This window comes from Pseudomonas sp. KH_021 (assembly GCF_057838865.1).
The window spans coordinates 58,337-71,732 of record NZ_JBYQOU010000002.1 but is presented as its reverse complement, the minus strand read 5'-3'; the positions used below and the strand labels follow the sequence as shown (position 1 = coordinate 71,732).

The window sequence follows — 13,396 nt, the reverse complement described above, 5'->3', positions numbered from 1 at the left end:
AAGCTCATAGCTAGTGCTGAGATTGTGCTTGAAGGGGCGATCTAATGGCCCTAACTCTGTCAGAGCGGACAAAGGGATTGGGTGTCTGGTCAGTGCAGGGGATGGCAGATGGAGCTTGTGTGGGCTACTGAGGATTTGGTGATCGCTGGGCAACCTTATTCACGGTTTCCCATTCTGCTATGGGACTCGATGGAGAGTTGCGTCCCGGCGAATCAGTTCTTTCGTCACTACCTGCTTCGCGGGGCTATTGGCTCTAAGCGTTCATGGCCCAGTACCGGACGCGCACTGTACGACTTCTTCAGCTTTCTCCAGGCTCATGAGATTGACTGGCGCGACGTGGATCGTGGCGAGGCCAAAAGCCTTGTCGCGGCTTATCGGGACTACTGTCTGGCGGCGTGCGAACTGGCACCGAACACCACTCGCCAGCGCCTGCATTACATCTGCAAGTTCTACGAGTTCGCGCTGAAAGAAGGGTGGGTAAAACGCCTACCCTTCGCCTATGAAGAACGCGCCGTGAGGCGGAAAACAGGCTTCCTTGCACATATTGATGCCAGCGGCGGCAAGGCCATGACAAACGATGTGATGCCGCGTGGCCACAAGGCCCTGCCCAAATTCCTGAGCATGGCCGAGATCAAGGCACTCCTGGCCTCAACGGAAAACCCCCATCACCGCATGATAATGCGCATGGCGCTGCATACGGGTCTGCGCCGCGAGGAAATCGCTGCCTTCCCGCTGGCCTATGTTTTCGAACCGGGCAAGGCTGGACGAACCGAACGCAACCTCCGCATTCGGCTCGATCCGTTCGACGGCAACGACATGGTGACCAAGGGCAGCAAGTCGCGAGATATTTACGTCAGCCGCCAGTTCATGGCCGAACTCTATCGATATGTGACGAAGGTGCGAGGCGAACGTGCCTCGCTGAGCAAGACCCTGCAAAAGGCGTTGTTCCTCAACCAGTCCGGCGAACCCTATGGGGACGATGGTAAGAGTCTCAACCGGATCATCAGCGAGACCGGCAAGCGGGCTGGAATCAAGGTCCATACGCACATGCTTCGGCATAGCTACGCCACCCATACCCTGGTCAGCCTCCAACGTAACCCTGCGAGCGGGCTGGAGCCCCTGGTGTTCGTTCAGAGGCAACTCGGCCACAGTTCGATTCAGACGACCATGGTGTACCTGCACCTGGTCAACGAAATGGCCGACGAGGCAGTGCTGGCCTATGACGATGAATTGAACGCACTGGCGGGGGCGGCCTGATGGGCAAGCGCAAGGTATTTGCCAAGACCGATCTCAACGTCCCGCAAGTCGAACACAGCCGCGACATGGCAGGCAATGTGGTCATTCTGCCCGAGGCCATCCCTCCGACGAACACCATGGTCAAATTTGAGCGGAACGCCTCCAGCTGCCGTAGCTTCGACTTTGCCCGCTGGTACGGCGCTGGCATCGATGCCATCACCTATACCTGCCAACGCCAGATCGAGCGCTTCCTCGCCGGCCAGGAGGATGCCCTCGCCGCCAGCACCGTGGTCGGCTACTGCAAGGATGGACTGCGCCATTTCCTCACCTACTGCGTGCTCCGGGCAAAGGCATTTGGCCGGAAATTGACCCTGACCGATGTGACCCGGGACCTGATCGATGGCTATCTCGGCCATCTGGCCGGACGGGGCGTGGCGACTACCGCTCAGAAGAACACCTTCACGAAGACCAAGGCCATACTGCTCGCCTTGGGGCGGCGTGGGCTGATCCCACTGGTCGCCTCCGGTGATACGGCCACCTTTCCGCGAAATCCCTTCCCGAACAGCAACCGCAAGGCCAAAGGCGAGACGGCGCTGTCCAAGCGCGAACGGCAAGCGTTCACGGTAGCGCTGCGGCAGGCAATCAATCCGATCTGGAGTGACGACACGCCTGTGACCGGCGAACTCCTATGCCTGGCCCTGCTGGTCGTGGCGCTGCACACTGGACGCAATACCACGCCACTGTTGGAAATGGGCCGCGACTGCCTGCATCCGCACCCCAAGGACAACACTGTGTTCCTAGCGCTGTGGAAGCGGCGCGGCTACAACACCAGCAAGGTGGCGCTACGCGCCGAGTCGGACGCCGAACGCCTTCTGGAGTCCACGCCGAGCGTGAGAACCAACGTGGAGCACCTGATCCGCCGCGTGATGGCCCTGACCGAGCCCCTAGATGGAGAGGCCCCGGACGGCCTTAAGGGCCGAGTGTGGCTATATCGTATTCGCAGCGACAAAGGCCAAGTCACGGCGTTGAGCAACGAAGCGTTGGCATGGGCGACAAACCGCTTTGTAACCGAGCATAGTCTGATCGATAGCGACGGGAAGCCACTGCGCATCAACATTTCGCGCCTGCGTAAAACCTTCGCCAACCGCATCTTCGAGCTGACCGGCGGCGATCTAGCAACCACCGCCGCCGCGCTCGGCAATAGCCTTCTGGTGACCGACCAAAACTACCTGGCGCCCGGAGAAGATGCCCGCCGCAACTGGCAGTTCATGGGCGAGGTACTGGTGCAGGAGTTGCTAACTCAGACCATCGGCGCAACCTATAAGGTTACCCCCATGGGCCGATGCGCCGACCCGGTGGACGGCCAGTACGCCCCGAAGCGCGAGGGCGAGACTTGTATGAACTTCATGAACTGCCTGCGCTGCCCGCACTACGCGGTGACCGGCGAGGATCTGTACAAGCTGTTCAGTTTCTACTTCCGCGTGCTGTCAGAGCGCTCGCGCATGGACAAGCGTCGCTGGGCACGGGAATACGCCCACATCCCCCGCTTGATCGATCACTACATCATCGCCGAAGGGCTGCGGCGCGGCATCTTCAAGGCCCCAGCGGTGGAGGCCGCCCGTGAGCGCGCCCGCACCCTACCGCACCCATTTTGGTCGGTTGATCTAATCGACAATCTGGAGGTCCTTGCATGACCGACAACACCCTGACTGCGCAACCCTGGGATCTCTTTGCTGCCCAGTCGGGCGATGCGCGTGGGCTCCCGGAATCCGAACGCGACGCCCTGATCATCAGCGCTACTCAGGTGGATAGACAGTGGGTCGTCGTCAGCCGCTTCGGCGACGACGTCTGGCAACTCAATGGCTTCACGAGCAACATGCCGGCCAGCCATAAACGCTTGGACTTCGGCACCGTGCCACCTGCCTTTCGGGCGGTGATGAAAGCTTTGCTGTACCGCTATCTGCGGCGCGGGCGTCTCAGGGCGGGTCGTCCTAAAGGCTCCATAGTTCGACAAATTTTCTCTGATGCAAGGCCATTCCTACGCCACTTGGAAGCACTGCAGGTCGACACATTTGGCGCGGTGACACCCCTAGTCTGTGAGAGCTATGTGGCAGTCTGCAAAGCACACCGCCAACCCAGTCGATCCGAGGGCAAGCCGCTGTCGCAGAGTGGGCTGCGTTGTCGTTTCAAGGCCGTCGAAGCGCTCCATGAACTGAGCCACTACACCGACGACCCGATGCCACAGCATCCTTGGCCCGAGACTTCCGCTATGGCGATGGCGGGGCTTACCGGCAGCGGCACCCAGAGCGGCAAGACGCCGCTAATTCCCGATGACGTGTTTTGCACCTTGTTCGAGCGGGCCTACCAGCAGGTTGAGCGCGGCCAACATCTGCTTGACCTGCGCGACGCGCTGGATGCCCAGGCGGCGCGGCGAAAGGGGCTGTCAGTATCTTCCTTCATTGAGGCGAAGAACCGCCACCTGCACGCCCTTGGCTGGGAGGGTGGTCTGAGGGTATTCAACAGGGTGCTAATCGACCTACGCACGGCCTGCTACATCATCCTGGCCAGCACCTCCGGCTGTCGCAACCACGAATTGGCCAATGTGCAGTCGGGCGCGCACCACCGCACCCAGGACGATGAGGGTACCGTCTTTCACTGGATGCATTCACGTTCGGACAAGACCGATGCCGGTATCCATGAATGGATGATCCCTGAGGCCGCCGTGCGTGCTCTACGCCTGATGGAGCGCTGGGCCGCCCCCTATCAAGCCACGCTCGCCGCCGAGATTGTGCAGCTGCGACGCGTCAACCCTCATGATTCGCAAATCGGCGAGATACACAATCACCGCCATGCGCTTTTTCTCGGCGCATGTATGAGAAAAGGCAACCAGGTGCGCACGCTTAGCAACACTTCTTGGGATTCTAACCTCAAGGCATTCGCCAAGAATTGCGGTCTGAGCTGGAGTCTCGCCAGCCACCAATTCCGCCGCAAGTTTGCCAACTACGCTACGCACAGCCGCTTCGGTGACCTGCGCTACCTTAAGGAGCATTACGCGCACTGGACGCTGGACATGACCTTGGGCTACGCCACAGACGACAGCTGGGGTCAGCATCTGGACCTTGATCTGTACGCAGATATTCAGGGTGAGCTGGAAGATATAAAACTCGGCATCGTCGATAACTGGCTGTATGACGACCCCTTGGCCGGGGGCTATGGGCGTGCGTTCAAGCAGTGGCAGCGAGAGCCGCAGAACTTGCTGATCTTCAAGGACCACGCCTCAATGCTGAAGTCGATTGCCGAGAGCACCGCTATTCGCAGCAACGGCCATGCCTGGTGTACGGCGGATAATGACGGTTGCGTTGGCAATACCCTTGAACGTACTCGCTGCGGCAACTGCAACAATGCCGTCATCGGGCGCGGCCACACGATGATCTACCAGCGACTCTATGATGATCTGAAAGGGCTGCTGAATTGCCCGGATATTGGCGAGGGCGGCCGCCAACGCGTTGAGCGCGACCTGAATCGCTGCCGAGACGTACTGGTTCAGTTAGGCATGGACTCGGAGACGCTGATCACATGAAACCCAAGGACAAGACAACCAACTACAAGCCGGCTGAAGATCGTGAAAAGGATCTGAAGCTCGCCCTCTACCGCATTCAAAAAGGCCGTTCCCACACTGGGGAAACCAAGGTAACCATCGCAGCAGTCGCCCGCGAGGCGGGCGTATCGACGGCACTTATCCACAATCACTACCCAGTAATTGCCGAGACTATCCGCGAGACTCAAGGTCGCTCCAGTCGCGCCATGTGTGATGTGAAGCACCAGGACTTAATTGCCGAACGCAAGAAGTCGGCAGCCTACCGTCAGGAAATCGAGGAGCTGCGTGCCAAGGTCGCCAAGTTCGCGTCCATCAACGAAGTGCTAATGGACGAGAACCGAGTGCTCAAGGCTAAAATGAGCGACCGTAAGGTGGTCGACCTGCCTTCAAGAAAACCGCACGAATAGGTCATTTTGCATGGTTTGCAACTGCATCCTTCTGAGCAGCTAATTTCGTCATTGGTCGCCGACGATTGTATCCGGCTTGAAGCACTAGCTCCTCCACAACCGTAAATGTCGGATTGCCCCTAGTTTCCCAGACACATCGCTGGCTGCTTTCATCGATTTCTACCTGCGCAGACAGGCAGCGTGGGATTGACGACTAAAGATTCCGGTTCACTGTCGAAGTAGAACAATTCTCCAAACGACTAAGAAAACCGGGCGGCCCGCCAAACTAAAAGTTCCGACTGCCCTGCGACCAGGACGACTGTGCCAGCTAAACGCCGGGGTGCTGTAGGTCATTATTTCGGCGGCACGTTTGTGTTTTTGTAATTCCCTCCGGCTGCCGACGGGCTAGCGGGAACCGGTCGATCTGCTTAACCTGAATTACAGTCTTGAGGAAAAAATCTCAAAAATGAAAAAGGGAATCTGTTTTCAGATTCCCTTTCATGTTGAAAAGTTAGCCGATACCTAACAAAGCGATATGCGATGCTTAAAATCTGACCTCGCTTGAGGGTGCTCGCTCGGGCCCGCAGGCACGCCTGCTCCATATTTTATGACCGCTGGGCTTATGAGCGGTCATATTACATTTTGGATTCCAACAGCAGCTCGTTAGGCTGTCAAGCGCAACATTTTTTCAAATCACGCGGTACGATTTAGCCAATCTGTTGCTTCCACCAGTTGGGGCAACAGTCGAAAGCCATCGGTCACAGCAGCCACTTTGGTCTGCCTTCATACTCGTGCTAGTATTTGGCCCAAGAATAGCCCCCACGCCTCGGGCGGGACCTGTCCCGTACTGCGCACCAGGGGGTTAGTTTTTTTGTATCCGATGCCCAGCACGGCACGTGCCCCACATCTGCTTTTTCAGCCTCCTTTCCTCAGTCCCCTTCCGCCATATTGCCACCGCTTGCAGCCTTGTGGCTGACGTCTCGACTTGAGTGCCGCTTCCAACCGTGGGGATCAACAACGTCCCACACAGGTAGCCACAGCCAAAAGCAGTCATTCACTAAGCGCGTGACGAGGCAATGCAATCGAAATCAAAGCTGCGAACAGCACGAATGCGCTCGATATCCACAAGCACGCGCCCAACCCATACACCTGATAAACCCAGCCGGAGAGCACCGTGCCGATCAGTCGCCCCATTGCGTTGGACATGTAGTAAAAGCCCACATCCAGCGACACACCGTCTTCCTTGGCGTAGGACACGATCAGGTAACTGTGCAACGACGAATTCACCGCGAATAGCGCGCCAAAGACCATCAGTCCGCCGAGCAACACCACCTGTTGTGACCACCCGGTGCTCAGCCCAAGAGCAATGGCCGCAGGCAGACCCGCCAGCGCAAGTGCCCACAGAAATGCCGCACGACCATCCGGTACGTGCCCACGTTTCTTGCCGGTGATTCGCGGCGCGAACGATTGCACAATGCCGTAGCCAATCACCCAGGCCGCCAGGAAGCCGCCAACCTGCCAGAAGTCCCAGCCGAAGACGCTGCTCAGGTACACCGGCAAGGCCACCACAAACCAGACATCGCGGGCGCCGAATAGGAACATTCGCGCCGCTGAGAGGATATTGATCGCCCGGCTCTTGGACAGGATGTCGCGAAATTTTGGCTTGGCTTTGGCCTTGCCTAGGTCCTTCTTCAACAACATCAAGCTGCTGATCCAGATCAGCGCCAGGACACCCGCCATGGCCAGCAAGGCGCCTTTGAAGCCGATGAGTGCCAGCAAGGCTCCACCAAGAAAGAAGCCGACACCCTTGAGTGCGTTCTTCGAGCCGGTGAGGATCGCCACCCACTTGTAGAGCTTGCCCTGTTGCCCATCCGGAACCAGAAGCTTGATGGAGCTTTTGGCACTCATCTTGTTCAGGTCTTTGGCAATCCCCGACAGAGCCTGAGCGCCCATCACCCAAGGGATGGTTAGCCAGGCCACAGGAACCGTCAGCATCAACAGCGCCGCAACCTGGAGGCCCAGCCCGATGTTCATGGTTCGGTTCAGACCCAACCGGGCGCCGAGGTAGCCACCCACCAGGTTAGTGATCACACCAAAGAGTTCGTAAAACAGAAACAATGCCGCGATTTGCAGTGGGCTGTAACCCAACGCGTGAAAGTGCAGCACCACCAACATGCGCAAAGCACCGTCGGTGAGGGTGAAGGCCCAGTAGTTGCCCGTAACGAGCAGGTACTGCCGCACTTCCGGCGCAAGGGCTGACAACGCTTTCATGACCGCTCCTTAGACTGCCAGACCGACCATTTTGGCCAGTTCGACGGTGCGGTTGGCATAGCCCCACTCGTTGTCGTACCAGGCATAGAGTTTGACCTGGGTGCCGTTGATGACCATGGTCGACAGCGCATCGATGATCGATGAGCGCGGGTCAGTGCGGTAGTCAATGGACACCAGCGGACGCTCCTCGAAACCAAGGATGTCTTTCAGCTCGTTCTCGGAGGCGTCCTTGAGGAACTGATTGACCTCTTCAACAGTAGTGGCCCGCTCGACTTCAAAGACACAGTCAGTCAGCGAAGCGTTGGCCAGCGGCACGCGTACGGCGTGACCATTCAGGCGTCCACGCAGCTCCGGGAAGATTTCGGCAATGGCGGTGGCCGAGCCGGTACTGGTTGGAATCAGGCTCATGCCGGATGCACGTGCACGACGCAGATCCTTGTGCGGCTGATCGAGAATGCTCTGGGTATTGGTCAGGTCGTGAATGGTGGTGATCGAGCCGTGGCGAATGCCCAGCTTTTCGTGGATCACTTTCACCACGGGCGCCAGACAGTTGGTGGTGCACGAAGCAGCCGTGACGATGCGATGTTCCGCCGCATTGAACAGCTGATGATTGACGCCCATGACGACGTTCAGCGCGCCTTTTTCCTTCACTGGAGCGCAGACCACCACGCGCTTTACGCCTTGGCCGAGGTAAGCCTGAAGCACAGCGACGGTTTTCATCTTGCCGCTGGCCTCGATCACCAGATCGCAATCCGACCAGTCGGTGTCCGCAATCGCTTTGTTCGCGGTCACCTTGATGCGCTTGCCGCCAATCACCACATGATCGCCTTCTGCACTGGCTTCGTTGTGCCAACGACCATGCACAGAGTCGAAGTTGATCAGGTGCGCATGAGTTACTGCATCACCTGCCGGATCGTTGATCTGCACGAATTCGAATTCTGGCCAGTTCCAGGCGGCTCGCAGCGCGAGGCGACCAATCCGTCCAAAACCATTGATGCCAACTTTGATAGTCATGTTGTTGTGCTCTTTATCTGTTGTCAGTGGGAGTTCGACGGGGTGTCAAACTGGCCGATGTATTCGATATGGGCAGGATGCTGAATGGCGCGAGGACGCAACGACTGAACATCCCGGATGGCATCGCTGAAGGGCACACCGCTCTCGATCAACAGTTGAGCCGCGATCAAACCGGTACGGCCCGAGCCGCCCTTGCAATGGATGGCAATGGTTTTCCCTTCGGTCAGCAGCTGCTTAAGTCGTGGATGGTGCTGTTCCCATGCGGCTTTGAATGCTTCGCCAGGCGCTTGATCGTCTTCGACGGACAGGTGAAACCACTCGATGCCAAGCATTTGGCATTCTTCCGGCAGCAGGTCGATCTCGTTCTGAAGCAACTCTTCTGTCGGCATCAGCGTCAGCAACGCCGAGGCCCCTGCGCCCTTGAGGGTTTGCAACGCCTCGAAAGGTCGGGTGCCCTTCGTGCCTGGGCACGGGGTGAAGATCAATTGGCCATTGAACTGTGCCAGAGGCAGTACGGAATAAGGGTGTTGTTGCACGGTGAAAAATCCTCAGATGGAGCGCTGATTGACACGTTTCATGAGTTCTCCCCCTGACTCTTTGCGCTCGGAATAACGATCAACCAGATAGTCCTGACGGTCGCGAAGCAGCAGCGTGAATTTCACCAACTCCTCCATCACATCCACGACGCGGTCGTAGAACGGAGAAGGCTTCATCCGGCCGTTATCGTCGAACTCCATATAGGCCTTCGGCACGGAGGATTGGTTGGGGATGGTGAACATGCGCATCCAACGTCCCAGCACTCGCAGCTGATTGACCACGTTGAACGACTGCGAGCCACCGCACACCTGCATGACCGCAAGGGTTTTACCCTGGGTCGGGCGTACCGCGCCCATCGCGAGTGGCACCCAGTCGATCTGAGCTTTGAACACTGCGCTCATGGAACCGTGACGTTCTGGAGAGCACCAGACCTGCCCCTCGGACCACAGCATCAGATCGCGCAGCTCCTTCACACGCGGATGATCGTCGGGTGCGTCATCTGGCAGCGGCAAACCCGACGGATTGAAAATCCGCGCCTCTGCGCCGAAGTGCTCCAGCAGCCGAGCGGCTTCCTCTACCAACAGGCGACTGAAAGAGCGCTCACGGGTCGATCCGTACAGCAGCAAAATGCGCGGCTTATGGATGGAGGTTTTTTCGATACCTAGTTTGTCTGTCGATGGGAGATCAACCAGTTCGGTATCGAGTTGGGGGATATGGTCATCAAACATAGTCTTTGTCCTGCGCAACGGCGCTCTTGGATTCATCGAACCAGCGGCGTTTCAACCAAAGGGCCACACCGACCAGAGAAATCAGTACCGGTACTTCCACCAGCGGACCAATCACCGTGGCAAAGGCGACCGGGGAAGCCAGGCCGAAGGTGGCAATGGCCACAGCAATCGCCAGTTCAAAGTTGTTGCTTGCGGCTGTGAAAGCCAGTGCGGTGGTGCGCGGATAGTCAGCCTTGAGCAGCTTGCCCATCCAGAAGCTGATGAAAAACATCACCACGAAGTAGATCGTCAGAGGGATCGCAATACGCAACACATCCAGCGGCAATTGCAGCACCACGTCGCCCTTGAGGCTGAACATGGCGACGATGGTCAACAGCAGTGCCACCAGCGTCAGCGGGCTGATCTTCGGAATGAAGCGCTCTTGGAACCAAGCTTCACCTTTACGGGCGATGAGGATCCTGCGGGTCAGGAAGCCCGCCAGGAACGGCACACCCAGGTAGATCAGGACGGACTCGGCAATGCTGACAAAGCTGGTCTCAATCACACTGCCTTCCAGTCCAAACAGCGGCGGCAACAGCCCAAGGAAGACCCAGGCATACAGACTGAAAAACAGGATCTGGAAGATGCTGTTGAACGCCACCAGCCCAGCAACGTATTGATTGTTGCCTCCCGCGATCTGATTCCACACCAGCACCATCGCGATGCAACGCGCCAAGCCGATCAGGATCAGGCCGGTCATGTACTCCGGCTGGTCCCGCAAGAAGATGATCGCCAGTGCGAACATCAACACCGGGCCGATGACCCAGTTCTGGACCAAAGACAAAACGAGGATGCGCTTGTCCTTGAAGACTTCCGGCAGTTCCTCATAACGAACCTTGGCCAGAGGCGGATACATCATCACGATCAAGCCGATAGCGATGGGGATGTTGGTGGTGCCCACAGAAAGACTGTTGAGCCACTGCGGCCAGCCTTCAAACAGGCTCCCCAAGCCGATACCCAAGGCCATGGCAAGAAAAATCCACAGGGTCAGGTATCGGTCCAGGAAGGAAAGGCGGCTTTTACTCATGGTCATTGCTCCTGTGGTTACAGCGTGCCAATCAGGGCCAGCTCTGCCTTGAGCTGTTCGGCACTCAGTTGGGCAAGCGGTATAGCCAGGAAGGCTTCAATACGGGTTTTGATCTGCTCCAAAGTGGCTTCAAAAGCCGCCTCGATCTCTTCTTGAGTTCCGTGGTATTCCGAGGGGTCGGCCAGCCCCCAGTGGGCCTTGGTGGCCGGCCCGAAAAATACCGGACAGGCCTCACCGGCAGCCTTGTCGCACACCGTGATGACGAAATCAGGTGCCAAGTTCACGTGGACATCGCTGGACTTACTGAACAGCCCGAGCGTCGACATACCAGCCTTTTCCAATGTCTTGAGACTCAGCGGATGCACTTCACCTTTGGGCTGACTGCCCGCGCTGTAGGCTTTCATGCCTTCCGGTGCCAAGTGATTGAAGACCGCTTCACAGAGGATGCTGCGACAGCTATTGGCAGTGCAGAGGAACAGGATTTTCATCGAGCGATCTCGTAGTCGAAGGCGGAATCAGGCGATTTTGCTTTCACAGCACACGGCTGCCCGTTCAGGACGGTCACCCATTTCATCAAGGCGTTTGGCATCAGGGCTCAACCAGTGCTTGTTGCTTTCCAGCACGGTGGTCAGCACTTGATGAACCCAATCAGGGAGATTCGGGTGCAGTCGGTAATACACCCATTGGCCTTGCCGACGGTCCGACAACAGGCCGCAAGTACGCAGTTGCGCTAGGTGCCTGGAGATTTTTGGCTGACTCTCGTTCAACGCGCAGGTCAGCTCGCAAACACAAAGCTCTCCTTCACGGGTGATGAGCATCATTGTGCGGACCCGAGTGTCGTCAGCCAGGCATTTGAAAACAGTGGTCGGTGTCAGATGGTCAGCCATATCGTTTTCTCAGTGTTTGTTTTTGACCAAGACGAACATCTTGATGCGCTCATGAATTTCGTGAAGGGTGTGACGGAAGGCATCGGGTTTGGTGCTGGTGACCGGGTCTTCAAAACTCCAGGCCAATGCCTCACCGGCTCCAGGTAAAGACAGGCATTCCGCTGCGGCTTTATCACACAAGGTGATGACGTAATCGAAACGCTCATCACGGAACTCGTCTATCGACTTGCTACGTAATCCTTCGGTGCTCACACCGCTGTGTGATAGCGCCTCGAAGGTGCGCGGATCTACCTGAGTCGGAGTTGTGCCGGCGCTGAACGCCTCGAAATGCTGCGAATCGGTATGCCTCAGCAACGCTTGGGCCAGCTGAGAGCGGGCAGCGTTGGCGGTACAAACAAACAGGACACTGGCTTTGCTGGTCATTGTGAAGTCTCAGCTTATATGCGGTTAAACGAATATATGTTTTTCCGCATGTGGCGTAAAGCCTTGGTGATAAATTCATTCAACAAGACCCATTAGGATGCGCTGAACGGTATCGTTTACGTGTGCTAGGCGGAACGAAATTTCAGATCAGGCTAGTCTGATACGTCGAAACATCTGAGTTTTTGCATATATGATAAATGTAACAAACCCCTAGCCAGGTCGTGCGATCTGACTGCGATACCGCATTCCAAAATCCACGACAGGACAGGCCGCGCTAGTCCTAAATCATCTCTGCGTGCTTCATAGACAATTGCCATCGCTCGCTATAACGTCGCGGGGCTGTTTTTACCGGCATCCAACCTGTCAGCGGATTCGTGAATGACTAGGACATTCAGGGGAATTACGCAGGCGGCTTTCAGTTTTCGGGGCAAGGAAAGAAAGAGAACGATGACTCCCGATAGAGAGAAAAACAAAAAACAATATTCGGTAGCGGAACTATCATCGGCGCTCTAGGCGGATTGATTGGCTTGGGTGGTGCGGAGTTTCGACTGCCCTTGCTCATTGGACTGTTCGGCTTCGGTGCGCTGGAAGCAATTATCCTCAACAAGGCTATGAGTCTTGTTGTGGTAGCTACGGCCCTTCCTTTCCGTGCGTTTGCTGTCCCCTATGCTGCGGTGTTTGAGCGATGGGATATTATTGTCACGCTTCTAGCCGGAAGCCTCGCAGGTGCGTGGTTTGGAGCTGGGTGGGCAACCAAACTCAAAAGCAAAACCTTGTACCGCGTATTGGCAGTGCTGCTTGTAGGGATCGCCGCCGCTTTGCTGTTCGGTCATGAGACAAGCGCTACTGGAACCCCTTTGTTTCATGGCGTGATACTGGCTATCGTCGGGATCGTTGTCGGTTTCGGCATTGGGGTGGTTGCGGCGTTGATGGGCGTCGCTGGGGGAGAGTTGCTAATACCCACAATCGTTCTTCTATTCGGTGCTGATATCAAGCTCGCCGGCAGCCTCTCACTTGCTGTCAGCCTGCCCACAATGATTGTGGGCTTCACGCGATACAGTCGCGACCAGAGCTTTTCAATAATCCGAGCCCAGCGACCCTTTATTCTGATCATGGCCGCGGGTTCCATCGTCGGAACATTCATCGGCGGACAATTATTAGGTCTGATCCCGACGACATATCTGCTGCCGCTGCTCGCGGCAATTCTGTTGATATCCTCAGTCAAGGTATGGCGTCATAGTTGATTTCTG

12 protein-coding genes and 1 pseudogene are annotated in these 13,396 nt (G+C 57.0%); 5 read left to right on the top strand and 8 right to left on the bottom strand.

All coding sequences use genetic code 11. From position 1 onward, the window contains the following. Positions 1–108: 108 nt before the first annotated feature. From AC3IX4_RS29155 to AC3IX4_RS29140, 4 genes are read left to right on the top strand one after another with little or no spacing between them, the layout of a single operon-like run. Positions 109–1,257: a tyrosine-type recombinase/integrase gene (locus AC3IX4_RS29155; protein ID WP_489261578.1), complete on the top strand. Its 1,149-nt coding sequence runs from the start codon at positions 109–111 to the stop codon at positions 1,255–1,257. Next, positions 1,257–2,930, top strand: a complete 1,674-nt coding sequence (locus tag AC3IX4_RS29150; RefSeq protein WP_489261577.1) for a hypothetical protein — start codon at positions 1,257–1,259, stop codon at positions 2,928–2,930. Before AC3IX4_RS29155 ends, AC3IX4_RS29150 begins: the two co-directional genes overlap by 1 nt. Continuing rightward, the gene (locus AC3IX4_RS29145) at positions 2,927–4,816 is read left to right on the top strand and encodes a site-specific integrase (RefSeq protein ID WP_489261576.1); all 1,890 of its coding nucleotides are present in this window, start codon (positions 2,927–2,929) and stop codon (positions 4,814–4,816) included. Before AC3IX4_RS29150 ends, AC3IX4_RS29145 begins: the two co-directional genes overlap by 4 nt. Continuing rightward, positions 4,813–5,241: a TetR family transcriptional regulator gene (locus AC3IX4_RS29140; protein ID WP_489261575.1), complete on the top strand. Its 429-nt coding sequence runs from the start codon at positions 4,813–4,815 to the stop codon at positions 5,239–5,241. Before AC3IX4_RS29145 ends, AC3IX4_RS29140 begins: the two co-directional genes overlap by 4 nt. Positions 5,242–6,270: 1,029 nt before the next feature. Here the strand turns inward: AC3IX4_RS29140 and arsJ are convergent. Genes arsJ through AC3IX4_RS29100 form a run of 8 tightly spaced genes read right to left on the bottom strand, consistent with a single transcriptional unit; the run spans position 6,271 to position 12,146 of the window. Then, positions 6,271–7,491, bottom strand: coding sequence for an organoarsenical effux MFS transporter ArsJ (arsJ, locus tag AC3IX4_RS29135; RefSeq protein WP_489261574.1), 1,221 nt, complete (start codon positions 7,489–7,491; stop codon positions 6,271–6,273). A 9-nt stretch (positions 7,492–7,500) separates the two neighbouring features. Further along, positions 7,501–8,505: an ArsJ-associated glyceraldehyde-3-phosphate dehydrogenase gene (locus AC3IX4_RS29130; protein WP_489261573.1), complete on the bottom strand. Its 1,005-nt coding sequence runs from the start codon at positions 8,503–8,505 to the stop codon at positions 7,501–7,503. A gap of 23 nt (positions 8,506–8,528) precedes the next feature. Further along, positions 8,529–9,041: a phosphatase domain-containing putative toxin gene (locus AC3IX4_RS29125; protein WP_489261572.1), complete on the bottom strand. Its 513-nt coding sequence runs from the start codon at positions 9,039–9,041 to the stop codon at positions 8,529–8,531. A gap of 12 nt (positions 9,042–9,053) precedes the next feature. Next, a complete protein-coding gene (gene arsH / locus AC3IX4_RS29120) occupies positions 9,054–9,770 on the bottom strand; it encodes an arsenical resistance protein ArsH (RefSeq protein ID WP_489261571.1) in 717 nt (238 codons plus the stop codon). Further along, positions 9,763–10,836 carry an ACR3 family arsenite efflux transporter gene (arsB, locus tag AC3IX4_RS29115; protein WP_489261570.1) on the bottom strand — a complete coding sequence of 358 codons (1,074 nt, stop codon included), beginning with the start codon at positions 10,834–10,836 and terminating at the stop codon, positions 9,763–9,765. The genes arsH and arsB overlap by 8 nt, the downstream gene beginning before the upstream one ends. Positions 10,837–10,853: 17 nt before the next feature. Next, positions 10,854–11,324, bottom strand: a complete 471-nt coding sequence (locus AC3IX4_RS29110) for an arsenate reductase ArsC (RefSeq protein WP_489261569.1) — start codon at positions 11,322–11,324, stop codon at positions 10,854–10,856. Between the two features lie 27 nt (positions 11,325–11,351). Further along, positions 11,352–11,723 carry a metalloregulator ArsR/SmtB family transcription factor gene (locus tag AC3IX4_RS29105; protein ID WP_010455862.1) on the bottom strand — a complete coding sequence of 124 codons (372 nt, stop codon included), beginning with the start codon at positions 11,721–11,723 and terminating at the stop codon, positions 11,352–11,354. Positions 11,724–11,732: 9 nt separating this feature from the next. Continuing rightward, complete coding sequence (locus tag AC3IX4_RS29100; protein ID WP_489261568.1) at positions 11,733–12,146, bottom strand: arsenate reductase ArsC; 414 nt, start codon at positions 12,144–12,146, stop codon at positions 11,733–11,735. A 447-nt stretch (positions 12,147–12,593) separates the two neighbouring features. Between AC3IX4_RS29100 and AC3IX4_RS29095 the strand changes: the two are divergent. Continuing rightward, positions 12,594–13,390 (top strand): annotated as a pseudogene (locus AC3IX4_RS29095) (sulfite exporter TauE/SafE family protein). Positions 13,391–13,396 lie beyond the last annotated feature (6 nt).